Source organism: Mesorhizobium carmichaelinearum (assembly GCF_900199455.1).
GTDB lineage: Bacteria > Pseudomonadota > Alphaproteobacteria > Rhizobiales > Rhizobiaceae > Mesorhizobium > Mesorhizobium carmichaelinearum.
In genome coordinates, this window is sequence record NZ_FZQR01000022.1 from 38,677 (window position 1) to 55,754 (window position 17,078).

Annotated in this window: 15 protein-coding genes, 1 pseudogene and 1 riboswitch; of the genes and pseudogenes, 11 read left to right on the forward strand and 5 right to left on the reverse strand. The window is 62.4% G+C overall.

Annotated features, from left to right (window positions below; all coding sequences use genetic code 11):
* Nucleotides 1–156: 156 nt before the first annotated feature.
* Nucleotides 157–864 (reverse strand): hypothetical protein, encoded by a 708-nt coding sequence (locus tag CKW40_RS32680; RefSeq protein ID WP_095203863.1) that lies wholly within the window; start codon nucleotides 862–864, stop codon nucleotides 157–159.
* Between the two features lie 199 nt (nucleotides 865–1,063).
* Here CKW40_RS32680 and CKW40_RS32685 point away from each other — a divergent pair, with 199 nt between their 5' ends.
* From CKW40_RS32685 to CKW40_RS32710, 6 genes and pseudogenes are all read left to right on the forward strand, one after another.
* The gene (locus CKW40_RS32685) at nucleotides 1,064–2,611 is read left to right on the forward strand and encodes a glycosyltransferase family 39 protein (RefSeq protein ID WP_095203864.1); all 1,548 of its coding nucleotides are present in this window, start codon (nucleotides 1,064–1,066) and stop codon (nucleotides 2,609–2,611) included.
* A gap of 176 nt (nucleotides 2,612–2,787) precedes the next feature.
* Entirely contained in the window at nucleotides 2,788–3,306 is a 519-nt protein-coding gene (gene msrA, locus CKW40_RS32690; protein WP_095203865.1) for a peptide-methionine (S)-S-oxide reductase MsrA, read from the forward strand.
* Nucleotides 3,307–3,581: 275 nt separating this feature from the next.
* Nucleotides 3,582–3,695: riboswitch (TPP riboswitch) on the forward strand.
* A complete protein-coding gene (locus CKW40_RS32695; protein ID WP_095203866.1) occupies nucleotides 3,686–4,294 on the forward strand; it encodes a YkoF family thiamine/hydroxymethylpyrimidine-binding protein in 609 nt (202 codons plus the stop codon). It overlaps the preceding riboswitch by 10 nt.
* A 35-nt stretch (nucleotides 4,295–4,329) precedes the next feature.
* Nucleotides 4,330–5,150 (forward strand): annotated as a pseudogene (locus CKW40_RS32700) (ABC transporter permease).
* A complete protein-coding gene (locus CKW40_RS32705) occupies nucleotides 5,147–5,914 on the forward strand; it encodes an ABC transporter ATP-binding protein (protein ID WP_095203867.1) in 768 nt (255 codons plus the stop codon). Before CKW40_RS32700 ends, CKW40_RS32705 begins: the two are co-directional and overlap by 4 nt.
* Complete coding sequence (locus CKW40_RS32710; RefSeq protein WP_095203903.1) at nucleotides 5,907–6,923, forward strand: ABC transporter substrate-binding protein; 1,017 nt, start codon at nucleotides 5,907–5,909, stop codon at nucleotides 6,921–6,923. The genes CKW40_RS32705 and CKW40_RS32710 overlap by 8 nt, the downstream gene beginning before the upstream one ends.
* Before the next feature lie 97 nt (nucleotides 6,924–7,020).
* On the opposite strand, the gene CKW40_RS32715 is transcribed toward CKW40_RS32710, so the two are convergent.
* Both CKW40_RS32715 and CKW40_RS32720 read right to left on the reverse strand, forming a co-directional pair.
* Nucleotides 7,021–7,782: a hypothetical protein gene (locus CKW40_RS32715; protein ID WP_244571376.1), complete on the reverse strand. Its 762-nt coding sequence runs from the start codon at nucleotides 7,780–7,782 to the stop codon at nucleotides 7,021–7,023.
* A gap of 40 nt (nucleotides 7,783–7,822) precedes the next feature.
* Nucleotides 7,823–11,380, reverse strand: a complete 3,558-nt coding sequence (locus tag CKW40_RS32720; RefSeq protein ID WP_244571377.1) for a tetratricopeptide repeat protein — start codon at nucleotides 11,378–11,380, stop codon at nucleotides 7,823–7,825.
* Between the two features lie 306 nt (nucleotides 11,381–11,686).
* Between CKW40_RS32720 and CKW40_RS32725 the strand changes: the two genes are divergently transcribed.
* The 5 genes from CKW40_RS32725 (at nucleotide 11,687) to CKW40_RS32745 (ending at nucleotide 15,522) form a co-directional block, all read left to right on the forward strand.
* Nucleotides 11,687–12,298: a methyltransferase family protein gene (locus tag CKW40_RS32725; RefSeq protein ID WP_244571378.1), complete on the forward strand. Its 612-nt coding sequence runs from the start codon at nucleotides 11,687–11,689 to the stop codon at nucleotides 12,296–12,298.
* Nucleotides 12,299–12,765: 467 nt separating this feature from the next.
* Nucleotides 12,766–13,377 (forward strand): hypothetical protein, encoded by a 612-nt coding sequence (locus CKW40_RS32730; protein WP_095203869.1) that lies wholly within the window; start codon nucleotides 12,766–12,768, stop codon nucleotides 13,375–13,377.
* Between the two features lie 344 nt (nucleotides 13,378–13,721).
* Nucleotides 13,722–14,228, forward strand: a complete 507-nt coding sequence (locus tag CKW40_RS32735) for a hypothetical protein (protein ID WP_095203870.1) — start codon at nucleotides 13,722–13,724, stop codon at nucleotides 14,226–14,228.
* 177 nt (nucleotides 14,229–14,405) lie between these two features.
* On the forward strand, nucleotides 14,406–14,570 hold the full coding sequence (locus CKW40_RS32740; RefSeq protein ID WP_095203871.1) for a DUF3309 family protein: 165 nt from the start codon (nucleotides 14,406–14,408) through the stop codon (nucleotides 14,568–14,570).
* Nucleotides 14,571–15,036: 466 nt separating this feature from the next.
* Nucleotides 15,037–15,522, forward strand: coding sequence for a pyridoxamine 5'-phosphate oxidase family protein (locus CKW40_RS32745; protein ID WP_095203872.1), 486 nt, complete (start codon nucleotides 15,037–15,039; stop codon nucleotides 15,520–15,522).
* Nucleotides 15,523–15,528: 6 nt separating this feature from the next.
* On the opposite strand, the gene CKW40_RS32750 is transcribed toward CKW40_RS32745, so the two are convergent.
* Together CKW40_RS32750 and CKW40_RS32755 are read right to left on the reverse strand one after the other, a co-directional pair.
* A complete protein-coding gene (locus tag CKW40_RS32750) occupies nucleotides 15,529–16,599 on the reverse strand; it encodes a sensor histidine kinase (RefSeq protein WP_095203873.1) in 1,071 nt (356 codons plus the stop codon).
* A 187-nt stretch (nucleotides 16,600–16,786) separates the two neighbouring features.
* Nucleotides 16,787–17,077 (reverse strand): hypothetical protein, encoded by a 291-nt coding sequence (locus CKW40_RS32755; protein ID WP_095203874.1) that lies wholly within the window; start codon nucleotides 17,075–17,077, stop codon nucleotides 16,787–16,789.
* Between the last annotated feature and the right edge of the window lies 1 nt (nucleotide 17,078).

The window sequence follows — 17,078 nt, forward strand, 5'->3', positions numbered from 1 at the left end:
GGGCGACATGCATTAAGGTGTGTTGATATTCAGGTGATGCCGGCCTGCAAACGACAGCTCTCTGCGCTTCCGGTGCTCGCGTACGAAAAGTACGCTCCGCTCCGGTTCTCGAAAGCCATCGTTCTCGGCTCGGCCTGACCTGAATCTCAACACACCTTAGGCGAGGATGTTGACGGCACGGGCCGCGACCAGCGCGATCGTCAGCAGCGAGATCATCGCCTCAGCCATCATCAAAAGCTTGGCGCGCTGGGAGAGCGGCAAGGTGTCGGTCGGCGAAAACGCCGTCGCATTGGTGAAAGCTAGGAAGAAATAGTCGACGAAGCCAGGCAGCCAGTCGCGGATCTCGCGGTCGTTCAAGGTCATTTGCGGGAACAGGAAATCGGATTGGGCGCGTTTGACGAGGCCGCAGGTCGGCGGTCCGCCGCGGTCGGTGCTCCAGAACCACAAGGCAAAGACGATGACATTGGTGACCCAGATGTTGAGCGCGTCGATCAGCAGCGTCTGGCCGCTGGAGCCGGCATGGCCCGCCAGCAAGGCGCGCACCAGGAACACCAGCGAACCGCAATTCATGATGCTGACGACGCCGGTCATCACCAGCGCCGTCCTGCGGATCATGACGCGAAACCGGCCGACCAGATACCAGTGCTCCTCCTCGACCGCCTTCAGGGTGGCGACCTGTGTCCAGGCGGTGGCGACGGACAGAGGCACGAGCAGGGTGGCCTCGAGCGCCGGCGCCAGCCAGCGGGGGCCAAACGAGAGATCGTTGATCACCAGGAGCTGCAGACAAATGATGACGAGGACGGCCGCACGCGCCAGCCAGAAGTCGAGCGCGCGGTGGTGGATGACGGCATGCTGGTGACGCATCGAATATCCGGGATGTTCAGATAGGATGAGATGTGTGGGCTTGTTCTGCCGGGGGAAGGCAACGGAGCGCCGAAATTCCTGCTCAATCTTGGTCTTGCAATGGCCTGCAAGTATACTTTTTCGTAAGCTTTGAGGTTGGGGCTGTTCGGCAAACCGGACGATGTGGTTTAAGCGCCGCATGGTGGGAATAGACGACTCCATGGATGGTTGGGCGCCGGCGGGGCTGGCTGCCACCGGCCTCGACTCGTCATCGGTCTGGCCCGGCCTGCTTCGCCATCCCTGGTATTTGCTGGCGCTTCTGTGCCTGGTGCAGATCGTGTGCTGGACGGTGGTGCCGGCATTGATCGACCCCGCGCCGCCTGGCGACGTCGTGGAAGGTTTCATGTGGGGACGCGAATGGGTGCTTTTGACCTACAAGCACCCGCAGCTTCCGGGCTGGCTTCTCGAAACCAGCCATCTTCTGACCGGATCGTTCCACTGGCCGCAATATCTGCTCGCCCAGCTGACGATTTCGTCGACCTTCGTCCTGGTCTATCTGCTGGCCCGCGACATGCTCGGGCAACGCCGGGCGCTGGCTGCCGTGCTTTTGATGCCGTCGGTCTATTTCTTCGGCTGGCCGACCCCACAATTCAATCATGACTATGCGCAGATGCCGTTCTGGGCGGCCATTTGCTGGCTGCTCTGGCGCGCCGGCCGTGGTGGCGGGCCGGGCTGGTGGCTGGCGCTCGGACTGGTGTCGGGCGTCGGGCTCTATGCCAAGTTCTCCACCGGCCTGCTGCTCGCCTTCGGCGCGCTCTGGCTGTTGTCCGACGCGCGTGCGCGCAGCCGGCTGGCGACGCCTTGGCCATGGCTCGGCTTTGCCGTTTTTCTAGCGGTGGCTGCGCCGCTGGCCATCGCGCTCTACCGCATCGACTTCTTGCCATTGACCTATTTTGCCGACCGTGACGTGTGGGTAACCGAACACCGCGCGCGCCTCTACTATATCGGTGTCCAGCTGGCCGGGCTCTCCGGTTTTCTTCTGGTGCTGGCGATATCAGGGCTGCTGCGGCGCTCGCCTGGTCCCGAAGCTCCCGTCGAACGCGGCATTCTGGTCTATCTCGTGTGGATGGGGCTTGGGCCGGCGACCCTGATCATGGTGGCCTCGTTGTTCACCGGCACCGGCGAGTCCTGGGGGGCGCCGATGTACAATCTTGTCGGTGTCACGGTGCTCGCCTTTCTCGGCCACCGGCTCGGCGCCATCGAGATGCGAAGGCTAGCGATCTGTGCCTTCCTCTGCATCGTCACCATGTCGGGCGCCTATGCGGCCCTCCGCTGGACGGGCTGCAATGTGCGGGGGCGCCTGGACGCCGTCTGCTGGCCGGCGCAGCCGATCTCGGACGAGGCCGAGGCGGTTTGGCATGCGGCCGCGCCCGGCCGGCTCGACATTGTCGGCGGCGATACCCAGTTGGCCATGCTGGCGGGCCTCAATGCCTATGACAAGCCGTCGATCTTCACCGACCTCGATACCCGGTTCGCGCCCTGGATCACCAGGCAGCGCTTGCGCGACCACGGTATGCTGATGGTTTGGCCTGGGCATGGCGTGCCGCCGCAGTTGCGGACATGGCTGGGCAACCTCCCGATCAAGACCGTTCTTTTCAATTGGTCGCGCACGGCGCCGCCTGTGGCAATCAGCTTTGCCGCCATTCCGCCTGGCACGCGGTATCTGCCGCTTGACGCCGACAGCCGGACCCGGCATCCGCGTAACTGAAGCGGTTCGATCCCTTAGCCGCGTCGTGATATCGTTCGCGCATGGCCGCGTTCGTCTCCATGCGACTGGACGAAGCTGGCGACAATGCCCATTTATTGGGAAATCCAATTTTGTCTGCGCAATTCCGGGCGGGAAACCGCTGCATGAGCTGGAATTGCCTTTTGAGGAGACGTGACATGGCGACTTCGACCGAACGCGCAGTGCTTGCCGGTGGCTGTTTCTGGGGCATGCAGGATCTGATACGGCGCTATCCCGGTGTCATCTCCACCCGTGTCGGCTATAGCGGCGGCGATGTGCCCAACGCCACCTACCGCAATCACGGCACTCATGCCGAAGCCATCGAGATCAATTTCGATCCGGCCGTGATCAGCTATCGCAGGCTGCTGGAGCGCTTTTTCCAGATCCACGATCCGACGACGCGCAACCGCCAGGGCAACGATGTCGGGATGAGCTACCGTTCGGCGATCTACTATACCAGCGACGAGCAAAAGCACGTCGCCGAAGACACCATCGCCGATGTCGATGCCTCCGGCCTGTGGCCCGGCAAGGTCGCCACCGAAGTCGCGCCGGCCGGCGCCTTCTGGGAGGCCGAGCCCGAGCATCAGGACTATCTGGAGAAATATCCGAACGGCTACACCTGCCATTTCGTCAGGCCGGGCTGGAAGCTGCCGGTCCGCGAGAAGGCCGCGTCCTGACGTTTGGCGAAACACATCGTTGGGAAGCGATGTCGAAACAAAGAGAGCCGCGGGGCGGATGCCCCGCGGCTCTCTTTTTTATGGCGACGACTTGCTTGCGTCGGGTTTCAAGTCGCCCGGTGTGGTGGGTTGTCGCCGGATCGACGGTGTTGGGCGAAGCCGGCTTACTCGGGTCTCCAGTGATCGACCTGCCGCCACCCAGATCTGGTGCAATGCTTTTGGCGCGGTGCGTTGAAAAAACGGCTTCCCCTTCGGTTCGAATGGTGCTTTAACGCGCCCATCCACAGGGGTGCTCCGTACGGTCGGGGCTGAGACGGGGGCGGCAAGCCCACAGACCCTAGAAGCTGATCTGGGTAATACCAGCGGAGCGAGGCGGGCGATGTTTTCAGGCGCACAGATTTCCCTATACCCCATGGCCGACGATTTCGTCGGCGTCATCCTGGGCGCGCTCGGCGCGCTCGATCCCTACCGGGACAGGCTCAGGATCGAGACCGACGACATCTCGACCTTGCTGGTCGGGCCGCCCGAAGTGCTGTTCCCGGCGCTGCGCGACCTGTTCGTGGCGGCGGCGCGGAGCGGCAAGCATTGCGTGCTGTCGGCCGCCATTTCGCGCGGCTGCCCGGGCGAGCCGGACGATCCGATCTGCCGTTCCGACGCGTTTGGCGGACCTGTCGGGCCGCTCGGCCCGCGCAAGGAAGCCGCCATAGCCGCCGTGCGCAATGCTGCTGCCACCGGCCAGCAGGCAGCGGCACAATTCTCGCTCTATGTGATGGGCACCGGCGACCACATGGACGAGATCTATGGCTGCATCGACTTCCTGAAACAGTCCGGCGTCTACGATCGCTCCAAGAATTTCTGCACCAAACTGCGCGGCGATACGGGCGCGATCTTTTCGGCGCTGAACGAGGCTTTCTGCCGCTTCGGGCCGGGCGCCGGCCACGTAACCCTCGACGTCACGGTTTCGGCCAACAGCCCGTCGGCTGTCTAAGCCGGCCGCGCTTCGGCGCGACCCCGTCAAGGGTTATGCCCGTGGTCTCATCATCAGTCGCGTCGCGCCCGCTCGTGGGTTCCCTTGCCAAGGCTGTACCCGCCGTCATCTCGGTCGGGTTGCTGCTTGTGGCGTGGGAGATCTACGCCACCTATTCCGGCATCAAGCCGACGATTCTGCCAGCGCCGTCACGCGTCTTCGAGCAGGCGGTGCTCAATCGCGACGCGCTGATCGACACGCCATTCCCACCATCCGCGCCACGCTGATCGGCTTTGCCTGCTCGCTCGGCGCCGCCTTCGCGCTGTCGATGCTGGTCGACATCTTCCAGCCGCTGCGGCGCGCGCTGTTTCCCGTCTTCATCGTCAGCCAGACCTTGCCGCTGGTGGCCATCGCGCCGCTGGTGGTGCTGTGGTTCGGCTTCGGGCTGGCGCCGAAGATCATGCTGGTGGCGCTGGTCACCTTCTTCCCGATGCTGGTGGCTCTGGTGCAGGGTTACGAGGCGACCGAGGCCGAGATCGGCCAGATGCTGCGCGCCATGGGGGCAGGGCGCTGGCGCGTCTTCGTGCTGGCGCGGCTGCCTTCGGCGCTGCCCTACTTCTTCGCGGGCTTGAGGATCTCCATCACCTATGCCGTGGTCGGCGCCATTTTCGCCGAATATGCCGGCGCGGCGAAGGGGCTGGGCATCTACATGCTCAACGCCAAGAACAATTTCCGCCCCGATCTGGTTCTGGCCGCTGTCGGCGTCAGTGCCGCGCTCACGCTGATCCTGTTCGGGCTGACGGCGCTCCTGCAGCGCCTCGCCATGCCTTGGGAGCAGGCCGGCCGTCAGCCGGCAGGGAAGGGGCAGTGGCGATGAGCCGGCTCGAATTGCGGCGTGTGCGCAAAGCGTTTGGCGGGCTCGACGTGATCGCCGATATTTCGCTCACCGTTGGCGCCGGCGAATTCGTCTCGATCCTTGGGCCGTCGGGCGCCGGCAAGTCGACGCTGTTCCAACTCCTGACGGGTGCCGAGCATAGCGAGGGCGAGATGTTCTTCGACGATGCGCCGCTCGACGACCATGGCAGGCATTTCGCCTTCATGCCGCAGCGCGACGCGCTGATGCCGTGGCGGCGCATCCTCGACAACGCGACGCTCGGGCTCGAAGTGCAAGGCGTCAGGCGCAAGGCGGCGCGGGCGCGTGTCGCGCCGCTGTTCGCCGAGTTCGGGCTTGCCGGCTTCGAGCGGCATTTTCCGGCGCAGCTTTCGGGCGGCATGCGCCAGCGCGCGGCATTGCTGCGCACGGTGGTGCAGGAGCGCGACATGCTTTTGCTCGACGAGCCGTTCGGCGCGCTCGACGCGCTGACCCGCGCGGCCATGCAGCGCTGGCTCGAACAGATGTGGCGGCACCATCGCTGGACCGCGCTGCTGATCACGCACGACGTGCGCGAGGCCGTGTTCCTGTCCGACCGCATCTATGTGCTGTCGGCGCGCCCGGCCCGTGTGTTGCGTGAAATCAGAGTGCCGTTGCCGCGCCCGCGCGATCCGACCGGCGCCGCCGCGCAACAGGCCGGCGCGCTCGAGGCCGAGATCCTCGACATTTTGCTCAACCCGCAACCATCCAAAGGACATGACCATGACTGACTTGACGCGCCGACAGGCCTTGCTGCTCACCCTTGCCAGCGGATTTCCGCTGATCGCCGGATCGAAGCGCTCCTTCGCGGCAACACAAAAAGTCACCGTTGCGCTGGACTGGACGGTCAACACCAACCACATCGGGCTGTTCGTCGCCCGCGACAAGGGTTTTTACCGCGAGGCCGGCCTCGAGGTCGACATCCTGCCCTACAGCGACACCGGCGCCGGCACACTGGTCGCCAACCGCGTCGCCGATTTCGGCATTAACGGCACCATCAGCCTGTTCACCCAGAAGACCGCCGGGGCCGATCTGAAGGCCGTCTATGCCGTGGTGCAGTCCGAAACCGGCCGGGTGGTCTTCAATGCGGCGCGCAGCGAGATCAAAAGTCCAGGGGACCTTGACGGCCTGACCTATGGCGGTTTCGGCAGCGCCTGGGAAAACGCGCTGATCTCGACCATCATCCGCCACGATGGCGGCAAGGGCAATTTCGAAACGGTGACGCTCGGCACCTCCGCCTATGAAGCGCTGGCCAACGGCTCTGTCGACTTCACGCTCGAGGTCTCGACCTGGGAGGGCGTCGAGGCCGAACTCAAAGGCATCAAGCAGCGCAGCTTCGTCTATGCCGATTATGGCGTACCTGACGAGCACACGACGCTGATCTCGTCGAGCGAAGCGTATCTCAAGGCAAACCCGGAATTGGCGTCGGCCTTCGTCCAGGCAACGCGGCGCGGCTATCAGTTCGCCGTCGATCGTCCCTGGGAAGCCGCCGCGCTGCTGATCGCCGCCAACAAGGATGCCCTGACCAATCCGGCTTTGATCGAAGCATCGCTGAAAGCGCTGATCGACGGCCACTATCTGCGCGCGGAAAACGGCGCCATCGGCACGATGGATCCAGCCAAGATGGACGCGATCGGCGGCTATCTGTTCGCTGCGGGCATTTTGCGCGACGCGGACGGGAAGATTCTGGCGCAGCGCCCTGATTTCGCGAAGTATTTCAGCAATTCAACTTTGGGTTGACGGGCCAAGCCGGCTCTTGAACCTGAAGGTCATGCCTGGCGCACCAAAGGGATCCGCCAGGCATGACAAACCCTTATCAACCGCGCGCAGACCCCGACTAATTCCGGGCGATCTCATAGAGCAAAGCGGTTTTGATGTGCCGCCCGGGCTCACCCTGCAGCGACAGCGCGGACGTATAGAGTTTCGCGACTGCCGGGCAGAGACCTTCGAATTCCAGGCTGACATTGGCAATGGCATCCATCTCGGCGGGGGTGCCGCCAACCTTGATGAAAGCGTCGGCCAGCAGCGACCAATCTTCATCGCTGGCTGAAGCGGCCGGCAGGCCGCCCTTTTTTGCCGCGCCGAAGGCGCGGAACAGGGTGGCGCCGATCTTGTCCATGTCGCTCAGGAAGTCCTGGTCCGGTGTGCTGAGCGCGCCCGGCCCCTGGCGAAGGTAGTTGTTACAGGTGGTAGCGGTTTCCCGCGCCATGATATGGTTGAGCATGTCCAATTGCGCGCGCAGGGCTTCCGCGGCCTTGCTGTCGGGAGCCGAGGACAGCAGGGATGCGTATCGTTGCCTGAGATCGGCGACCGCCATCCTGCTGGTGTTGCGCACCTGCTCGATGTTTCCCAGTCTGGCCACAGCCGTGATCTTTTCCACGACGGCTTCATAGTCTTGCGGAAACTCCTGCTTGATTGCTTTGAAGATCTGGCTTCCCTGGCTCTCAATCTGTTGGCTCACCTGATCTGTGGTCAGCGTCTGCGGATCGGACGAGCCTGCCACTTGGTGGTAGAGATACTTGCCGCCGGCAAAGCCGAGCGCCCAGGGCAACACCTTCACCGCAACTAACGACAAAGTGGCTATTGCCGCCACGCCCACACCTTTCCAACGTCCCATCCTCCGGCCCTCCTGAACTGTCTTACTTCGCGCCAAGGCTCAGCGCCTTCTTGCGGTCGGCCTCGGCGCGCTTGTGGTTGCCCTTGGCGTCCCATGCCTTGCCTCGCGCTTTGTAGGCGGTGGTGAAATCCGGTTGGAGCTCTATCGCCTGGCTCAAATCGGCGATGGCGCCGTCATAGTCCGCCCTGCTGGTCCGGATCACGCCTCGGCCCAAATAGGCAAAGGGATTCCTGCGATCGAGGCTGAGTGCCTTTTCGAAATCGCGCAACGCTGCGACGTCCTCGTGCCTGCCCATCCATGTGAGGCCCCGAGCGGCATAGACCCTCGCATCGGTGGGATTGAGACTGATGGCCTTCTCGTAGTCCGCGAGCGCTCCGTCGTCGTCCCCCTGGGAACCGCGGTTCTGGCCGCGGTCGTAGTAGGTCTCGGCGAGATTCGGATTGAGCGCGATCGCCTGGCTGTAATCGGCGACCGCATGAGCGTAGTCCCCCTTGGCCTCCCAGGCCATTGCTCGGGCCAGATAGGCGTCGTGGAACGCCGGAAAGAATGAAATCGCCTTGCCAAACTGGGCTATGGCGCTGTCATAGTCGTTCTTTCCATACAGCGCTCGACCCTTGTTGAAGGTCTGCGCGGCCAGCGAAGTCCAACTCGGCCTGGTCGCTTGCTCACCAGCCCGGCCAGCGGCTTGACCTGGCATCTTCGATGCGTTCGCTTCGTCTCTTGCAACCATCGCCAACTTGCGACCCTTGCGGGCGAGGGCCATCTTTGGATTGAGCTTCAGCGCCTGGTCCAAGTCGGCAATCGCCGGGTCGTAGTCGCCCTTGGTGAACCAGACAGTGCCACGCGCAAAATAAGCCGGCGCATATTGCGGGTTGAGTTCGACCACGCGGCTGTAGTCGGCGATGGCACGATCCAGTTCGTTCTTGTTTGTCCACGCGACAGCGCGGCCGATGTAGGCGTCTGAATAGGCGGGATAGAGTCTGATCACCTCGCTGAAGTCGGTGATGGCTGCGTCGTACATGCCCTTCTCGACAAGCGACAGACCGCGGCCGATATAGGCCGAGGCCTTTTTTGGATCGAGCGCAATCGCCTTGCTGTATTCGGCGATGGCGCGATCGAATTTGCCTTTATCGTAGAAGGCGTCGCCGCGGTCGACGAAAGCCTTGAGGTTCTTCGGGGCCGAACCCTCGGCGTCCTGCGCGGCACCACCTTCTGCCAGCGCAGCCACCGTCGCTTTGCGCGCAACCATATAGTCTGGATTGCTGGGGCTGAGCTTTATGGCTTGATCGAAGTCGTCAATCGCCTTCGAATAGTCCTTGCCGTCGGCCCACGCCATGCCGCGCCCGTAATAGCTGGCATCATCCTTCGGATCGATTCCGATCGCCACCGAATAGGCGGCGATTGCGCGTCCTGTGTCGCCCTTGGCATGCCGAGCCAAGCCTTCGCAGTAAAATGCGTCGCGCGCCTTCGGATCGAGCGTGGCGGCGCGGTCGCAATCGGCGAGAGCGCCATCGATGTCGCCAAGGGCGACCTTTGCGAGGCCCCGGCGAAAATGCGCCGGGGCAAAATTGGGCGCGCGTTCGATGACCTTGCCGTAGTCGGCGATCGCCTGCTGGTAGGCGCGTTTGGCGGCCCAGGCCTTGCCGCGGCCGAAATAGGCGAACCGGTTGTTCGGGTCGAGCGCGATCGCGTGGTTGTAGGCGCCGATCGCCTGATCGTACTTGCCCATGTCCAGGAAGGCATCGCCGCCAAGGATCGCTTCCAGGGCCTGCGGGTCGGTCGCCTCCAGGGCCTTCGCGGCCAGCGTGTCCTGCGTGGCCGTTATATCGGGAACGACGGCTGACGGCGTCGGCTGTTGTGTGTCCGGCAATGGTGGCGGTTTGCTGTGGTTACCCGCAAGCTGTTCCCTGCAGCCTCCCGCCCATTTTGGATCGAGTTCGGCGGCGCGACGGCAATCCGCCGCTGCACCGACCATATCGCCCTTCAGTGTTCTGGCGCCGGCCCGGCTGAAATAGGCTTCGGTGCTTTCGGGATCCAGGCTGATCGCCTTGTCGAGATCGAGAAGTGCGCCTTCGACGCCATATTTTGCGAGCCGCGCCTCGGCGCGCTCGATCAGGATTTTTGCGGCTGCCGGGTCCTTCCCTGTGGCAACCGACGGAGCTGTTTCGCCCGGGGCGTGTTCGCTGCAAGAGCCTGCGCGCTTCGGATCGAGTTCGATGGCGCGCCGGCAGTCGGTGGCGGCAGTGGCGTAATTTCCCTGGGATGCCTCGGCAAACGCCCGGTCGTAAAAGGCCTCGGCGTTGTAAGGATCATACTGGATCGCGAAGCTGAATGAATCTATGGCGCCTGCGACGTCGCCTTGCACCTGCTGTTCCAGCCCCCGTTTGAGATTCCAGGCAACGAGCTCGGAGTGGTCCTCTTTGGGGTATAGTTGCAGCGGTTCGTACACCGGGGACGCGGCAGGCCTGGGTGTCTGTGGCTCAGCCGGCGCCTTCGCGCCCACCGGCCCCGTGTCGCAGCCACCTGCCTTTGTCGGATCGAGCTCGACGGCCTTTCGGCAATCGGTGGCCGCGCCGCTGGCGTCGCCGCTGCGGGTGCGCACCAGGGAGCGACCGAAATAGGCCCTGGCATAGTTCGCATCAAGAGCGATCGCTCTGTCGAAATCGGCTATGGCGCGATTGTCGTTGCCTTTGCTTGCCCATGCCACGGCTCGGTAATAGTAACCGTCGATACCAGCGGCATCGAGTTCGATTGCCTTGCTGGTGTCGGAAATCGCGCGAATCCAATCGTTCTTGCCAAGCCAGGCGGCACCGCGGTTGGCATAGGCGTCGGCGTTTTTGGGATCGAGGCCCAGCGCCAGGTCATAATCGGCGATGGCGGGATCGAATTCGCCCTTGGCGGCGCGGGCAATGCCGCGGTTGATATAGAGGATCACGTCCTGCGGATCGATGCGGATCGCCTCGTCATATTCGGCGACGGCGCGCACCAGGTCGTTCTTCCTGTCCCAGGCGATCCCGAGGCCGGCATGCGCCTTGCCGTTGCCGGGATCGGCCTCGATCGCCTGCTGAAAATCGATAATGGCCGCGTCGGTCTCGCCTTTGCGCAGGAAGGCGGCGCCGCGGCTGGAATAAGCATCGCTGGACGACGGCTCCAGGCTGATGGCGACATTGAAATCCGCGATAGCCCGGTCGTCGTCTCCCTTGTCGTACCAATCGGCTCCGCGGTTGAAGTATGGCGAGGCCTGTTTGGGATCGAGCGCAATCGCCTTACTGTAGTCCGCGATCGCCCGATCTTGATCCTGCCTGTCGTCCCAGGCGACGCCTCGATAGAAGTAGGCCATGACGCGGATGCGCGTCATCTCCGTGGTGTCCTCGGCAATCGGCGCGCAGGCGGCGATGCGCTTGTCCGGCTCGATGTCCTTGCCGATGCAGGTAGCATAATCCTTCTCTGCCGCGAGCGCCGATACGTTCAGGGCAAGAATGACCGCGAGCCCAGCCAACAGCCGGCCGGGCGAAACCTTCATCTTCACGCGCAATTCAATCGCGGCGACGGGCAGCCCCGCACCTTTCCAGCTCGCCATATTGCTGGTCCTCCCCCCGAAAAACCTTCGTCCGCCTCAGCGGCAATCTGTGTATTGTTCCTTATTTGTTCCAAAATGCAAGCATAAATTGTAGGCTCGCTTCTGGCAGTGTCCAAACCTGATCTTGCGCCTGACGCGGGCCTGATTTCGCGCCATTGCGATCTTGCCGGTTAACCGCCCAGCAATGGTTGCATGCAATGGTCCCTTCGAGGGATCATCGGGGTGCTCGCGTTGCTCACGTCAAAAAGTGAAGCGCTTTCGCATAATAATGAGGGCGGATTTTTCTCCGCCGCGCGAAGGCATGACATGCTGGTCGACCTGCGCGAAGGCTTCTTTCGCCTCTGTGCGCTGGCCTGTGCGGGGCTGTTCGTCTATCGCGGCGTATCTCAGGTCGTGGAGGATCCGACCCGGCTCAACGCCGCGCTGGTGGCGATTTCCGAGATACTCACTTTCACCTGGCTGCTTCTGTCGCGGCGCCCGGTGACGCGTGACTGGAACCCGCTTACGGTCATCGTTTCCGTGACCGCCAGTTTCGGGGTTGCATTGATCAGCCTCCAGCCTGGTGTGGTGCTTGTTCCTGTCTATGTCGCCGCGCCGCTGCAGGTCGTTGCGCTGTTGTTCGTCATCTGGGGCAAGATATCGCTGGGCCGTTCCTTCGCCATCCTGCCCGGCAATCGCGGGGTGATGACGGGCGGCGCCTACCGGATTGTGCGGCACCCGATCTATGCGGGCTACCTTGCCGGCCATGTGCTCTATCTGCTCTCGGCCTTTTCCTTCCACAACCTCGCGGTCTATGCGGTCATCACCTATCTGCAGCTGTATCGTATCCTGCGCGAGGAGGCCTTGCTGGCCGCCGCGCCGGAGTATCGCGCTTACATGGAACGTGTGCGCTACAGGCTGTTCTACCGGATATTCTGAGGGCAATACCGTCGACGCGAGACCGGGGTGGCCGATCCTATTTGGCCTGGGATTGGCCACAGGGCTTTCTTGGAGCGGGTCCAATGCCCCCACTGGGTTCTCCAGGTTGCTGACGGCGTGGCCTTTGACGGCCATTGCGACTGGCGCCCTTGATCTGTTACCAACGTCCGTTTTTTACCTCATGAGCAAATCGGAGATGTCTGTCAGCAATGGGTGGATTGCTGCCTTGTAAAATCGGTTTTCTTTCCAAACAAGAGACGATATCGATAATATACGTCCCTGACGTAGAATATTTTTTTCAAATGTAGTATAGTTTTATTATTACTATATTCTCTGTTTTTTAGAAAAAGATACTATCACTTTTACAAGTATGGCCTGAGCTGAAACTGTGCCTCACCTGTCACGTAGCTGAATTTGCAATCGGCTGTGCGCCGGCTGCCTTAGCGCAACGACAACAGGAGAGTGTTATGACTTTTACCATCAAAACAGTCGCCAGTGTGTTGGCAGGTAGTGCAATGGTCGTCGTTCTTTCCATGCCGGCAAGCGCAGCCGGGCTCAGCGTCGGTGCCTCGGTTGGCGGTAGCGGCGGCGTCAATGCCGGCGTCGGTGCCTCCATCGGCGACAGCGGTGGCATCAACGGCGGAGCCGGGGCCAATATCGGCGGCTCGAACGGCGTCAGCGCCGGACTCGGCACATCCGCTGGCGGCAGCGGTGGCATCAACGGCGGAGCCGGGGCCAATATCGGCGGCTCGAACGGCGTCAGCGCCGGACTCGGCGCATCCGTTGGCGATAGCAACGGCATCAATGCCGGGGTGGGCGCCAATATCGGCGATTCGACCGGCGTCGCCACCGGGCTCAACGCCAATGTTGGCGACACGAGCGGCGTGGGCGTGAGTACCAATCCGAGCAATCTCTCAAACCCCAGCAATCCGAACAATCCCAAGCTGCAGGGCATCGTTGCCGACATGTCGAACAGCCAGGTGGCGCGCATGAAGAAGCGCTGTGCCGATGTGCTCGGCAGTGAAGGTACCTATGACCGCGATCTGCGTCAGCTCTGCCTGCTGATCGCCCGCCGCTGAGGCCAGGACCGCCAGGAGTGGAAGTGCACAGCCAGCCGTGAGGCTTTGACAGCACTCTCCTGGCCTCCGGCCGGTCGGAAGCCCACCACCCACCCAGGCGGGCTTCCTGCGTGTCGAGCGCGTTCGACGCCCAGGGCCGCCTTTCAGGCTTCCAGGCGAAGAACGTCCCCGCCAATTCCCGAGCGACATCTCCCCAATGGGTCCAGTTGTCTTGAATTGGCGGTACACGAGTAACTATACCTGTGGTTGCTCTTCGTATTTTAGCAACCAATGATAGAGGGCTCGGGTTGGTGATACAGCCGGTTTTGAAGTCCGGTTGTTCGAGACAACCCAAGGAGAGAGCCATGTTTGGCATCACGAAAAGACTTTCCACAATCCTCGCAGGCAGCGCAGTCGTGGCCGCTCTATGCATGCCGGCCCACGCCGCCGGAATCGGCGTTGGCGCCGGCGCCTCGGTCGGCGGCAGTGGCGGTGTCAATGGCGGTGCCGGTGCTTCAGTCGGCGGGGGCAATGGCGTCAATGGCGGCGCCGGGGCATCGATCGGCGGCGGCACTGGTGCCAATGCGGGCGCCGGAGCAAGCATTGGCGGCAGCGGGGGCACCACAGCAGGGCTCGGTGCCACGGTTGGCGGTCAAAATGGTGTCGGTGCGGGTGTCGGTGTTGGCACTGGCGTCGCGGGCATTGGGGCAAAGCCCAGCACTCTGTCAAATCCCAGCCTGTCAGGCGTCGTCGCCGACATGTCGGACAGCCAGGTGGCGCGGATGAAGAAGCGCTGCGCCGACGTGCTGGCCAGTTCGGGCAGCTACGATCGCGATCTGCGTCAGCTATGCCTGCTGATCTCGCGCCGATAGCGGAGGAAATGTCAGGGCCCGCTGCCGCAAGGTGGCGGGCCTTTTTGCCGACGAAACTTCTTCGCGATCACGCGCCGTCACGCGGAACGGTAAGGCCGTTCGAACGTTCTCGTTTTCGAAACACCGCATGCGACGGTGCTCAAACCGGCGCATCAGCGCCCAACGGGAGCGGGAACCATGAGCTTAGGCACCATACTCATCATCATCCTTGTCATTGCGCTGCTGGGCGGCTTCAGCGGCCTCGGCGGCGGACCTTTCTATGGAACGGGCTACTATGGCGGCGGCGGCCTCGGGCTTGTGCTGCTGATCCTCATCGTCCTTGTCGTGCTAGGGCGGATTTAGAAGCTCGCAGGGCTTCGGGTCATCGCGATCTCGTGACTGCCAAACAAAGGCAGCGCACCGGATCGTGATGAAAGCAAGCCGGCTTGTGATCCGCCATTCCGCGGGACTCGAGTATGTTGATTTTGGTCCACACCCCCCCGTGGAAACAAGAGGAGAGGGTCCCACCCCTTCATCCTCCTCCAAGGCCCGCCCCGGTATACCGGAGCGGGCTTTTGCGTTGAATCCGAGGGAACCGGCTTGCGTCGAGACAGTTGAGTTTGCGGAAGGCTGACCAACGTCCGCAACACTCAGAACGACACTCTGCGAAATTCGCGATGATCTTCACATCCTGCGGCGGATGGTGGCGGCTCGTGGCCATATCGAGACCATTCAAGGCATAGACGCGTTGATCGGCATCGCGGAAGCGGAGGCTATCAAGGTGATACGCCGGATCGATCGCGCGGCCTGAGCAGGAAAGAAGGATTGGATGAACATCAAGGAGATGACGCGGCAGGACTGCGTCGCCCTTTTGAAGACGCAACGCCTTGGTCGCCTGGCCTGCGTGCGTGACCAGAAACCCTATGTGGTGCCGGTCCATTTCGCCTTCGGCGAGAATTCCATTTTCAGTTTCTCGCTTCCCGGCAGGAAAGTCGACTGGATGCGGGTCAACCCCCATGTCTGCCTTCAGGTCGACGATGTCGGTGGTGTCAATGGCTGGAGGAGCGTCGTGGTGGAAGGCCTGTTCGAGGAATTGCCCAAAGCGCGTGATCCGGATGCCGGCATGACCAGCGTCGAAAGGATGACCGCTCCGGTCGATGGCGACCGCAAGCTTGCCTGGTCGCTTCTTGCCGCGCATGCGAACTGGTGGGAGCCGGGAGCCCTGAAGCCCGGCGATACACTGGCGCCCTCGGGCAGCCATCTTTTCTATCAGATCAGGATCGAGGCGATGTCGGGAAGGCAGGCCTCCTGGTAGCGGTTCTTACGCCGCGCGCGGCACCCGTGAGGTGAACGTTGCCCGGGTGACCGAGATGCTGGTGCCGTCGTTGTCGCTGATGACTTCCACCTTGGCTTCGAGCTGTTTCACCAGCGCCTCCACGATGGCTGTTCCAAGGCCGGTGGCCGGCACGTCGTTGGCGATCTTGCCGACGCCATTGTCCGAAACCGTCAGTTTCCAGTCGCTGCCCGCGGTCTCGTAGCTCACCTGGATCCGAGCACCGTCCTTTTCCTTGGGGAAGGCATATTTGATGGCGTTGAGCACCAATTCGGTGACGATCAGTCCGAGGCTGACTGCCTTTTGCGAATCCATCCTGCCGCCTTCGGTCGTAACGGTGACTTCGATCGGCTGGGCCTCGCCAACCATCGAAGTGGCGAGGCTGCCGCACAGTTTCGAAAGGTAGGAGCCGACATCGATCTCGTCGATGCCGACCGAGGTGTGGAGATGGCGCTGCACTTCGGCCACGGATAGGACGCGTTGATGGGCGTCCTTGAGATGCTGGCGCGTCTCTTCCGAGGTGACCGAGCGCGCCTTCAGCAGCAGGATGCTGGCGATGATTTGCAGGCTGTTGGCAACCCGGTGTTCCATTTCGCGCAACAGCACGTCTTTCTGGTTGAGCAGATCTTCGGTGCGCTTGAGCAGCTCCTCTTTCTCTCTCTCGATCACCCGACGGGCGGTGATATCGTTGAAGGCGAGAAGGATGGTGATCGCTGAACTGTGGTCGTAAAGCACCTTGCGGGCATTGAGCAGCATGGTGCGGCGGCCGATCCGCGGGAAATCATGCTCGACCTCGAAGCCGTCCATGGCGGTCTTCTCGGGAATGATCGTCTCCAGCAGCAGGCGAAGGGCCGGAATATCCCACTGGCCGTCGCCGAGCGCGTAGAGCAGCGAGCCCTGGGTTTGCGCGGGGTCGACTTCGAATGTCTTGTAGAAGGAGCGGCTGGCGGCCAGCACGCGAAATTTCTCATCGAGGACCAGGAACGGCTCGGTGATCGTGTTGACGATCGCCTGCGCCAGCGTCTGCGCATCCTCGATATTCGCGATGGGTTGAAACATGGGCAAAAGCCAGACGAGCGGCGTTCTGCCACTCTAGGGATTGATGTTACACCTTTGCCGCGCCGTTGTCGCGAAGTGAATCGCCGGCCACGATGACGTGATGTCCCGTATTGTCACGGAAAAGGCGGGCACTCGGCCCGCCTTCGTCCAGCTGTTCCATTCAGGCCTTCGCCCAAATCGCGGTGCGTCAGTTCGCGCCGCCGAGCTGCTTGGTCATCTTGCAGAAATCGTCGTGCGACTTGGCGATGGCCTTGTCGCCGCATTCCTTCGTCATGCCTGCGCGGTCTTCTTCCTTCATGGCCATCCAGGCGGTCTTGAATTCCTTCTCGGACTTCATCGTCTTCATGCCGGAGTCCGTATAGAAAGGCGCCATCTTTTCCGGATTGTCGAGCGCGGAGGTGCCACTGGCAGCGGCCAGCGCCGAGCCAGTCATCATGGCAAGCGCCATCGCGCCCATCGTGAGAATCTTGAAGTTCATT

Excerpts from the sequence above, each read along its gene's own strand:
- CKW40_RS32680 (WP_095203863.1), bottom strand. The coding sequence starts at position 864 with ATGCGTCACCAGCATGCCGTCATCCACCACCGCGCGCTCGACTTCTGG.
- CKW40_RS32685 (WP_095203864.1), top strand. The coding sequence starts at position 1,064 with ATGGATGGTTGGGCGCCGGCGGGGCTGGCTGCCACCGGCCTCGACTCG.
- msrA (WP_095203865.1), top strand. The coding sequence starts at position 2,788 with ATGGCGACTTCGACCGAACGCGCAGTGCTTGCCGGTGGCTGTTTCTGG.
- CKW40_RS32695 (WP_095203866.1), top strand. The coding sequence starts at position 3,686 with ATGTTTTCAGGCGCACAGATTTCCCTATACCCCATGGCCGACGATTTC.
- CKW40_RS32705 (WP_095203867.1), top strand. The coding sequence starts at position 5,147 with ATGAGCCGGCTCGAATTGCGGCGTGTGCGCAAAGCGTTTGGCGGGCTC.
- CKW40_RS32710 (WP_095203903.1), top strand. The coding sequence starts at position 5,907 with ATGACTGACTTGACGCGCCGACAGGCCTTGCTGCTCACCCTTGCCAGC.
- CKW40_RS32720 (WP_244571377.1), bottom strand. The coding sequence starts at position 11,380 with ATGGCGAGCTGGAAAGGTGCGGGGCTGCCCGTCGCCGCGATTGAATTG.
- CKW40_RS32725 (WP_244571378.1), top strand. The coding sequence starts at position 11,687 with ATGCTGGTCGACCTGCGCGAAGGCTTCTTTCGCCTCTGTGCGCTGGCC.
- CKW40_RS32730 (WP_095203869.1), top strand. The coding sequence starts at position 12,766 with ATGACTTTTACCATCAAAACAGTCGCCAGTGTGTTGGCAGGTAGTGCA.
- CKW40_RS32735 (WP_095203870.1), top strand. The coding sequence starts at position 13,722 with ATGTTTGGCATCACGAAAAGACTTTCCACAATCCTCGCAGGCAGCGCA.
- CKW40_RS32740 (WP_095203871.1), top strand. The coding sequence starts at position 14,406 with ATGAGCTTAGGCACCATACTCATCATCATCCTTGTCATTGCGCTGCTG.
- CKW40_RS32745 (WP_095203872.1), top strand. The coding sequence starts at position 15,037 with ATGAACATCAAGGAGATGACGCGGCAGGACTGCGTCGCCCTTTTGAAG.
- CKW40_RS32750 (WP_095203873.1), bottom strand. The coding sequence starts at position 16,599 with ATGTTTCAACCCATCGCGAATATCGAGGATGCGCAGACGCTGGCGCAG.
- CKW40_RS32755 (WP_095203874.1), bottom strand. The coding sequence starts at position 17,077 with ATGAACTTCAAGATTCTCACGATGGGCGCGATGGCGCTTGCCATGATG.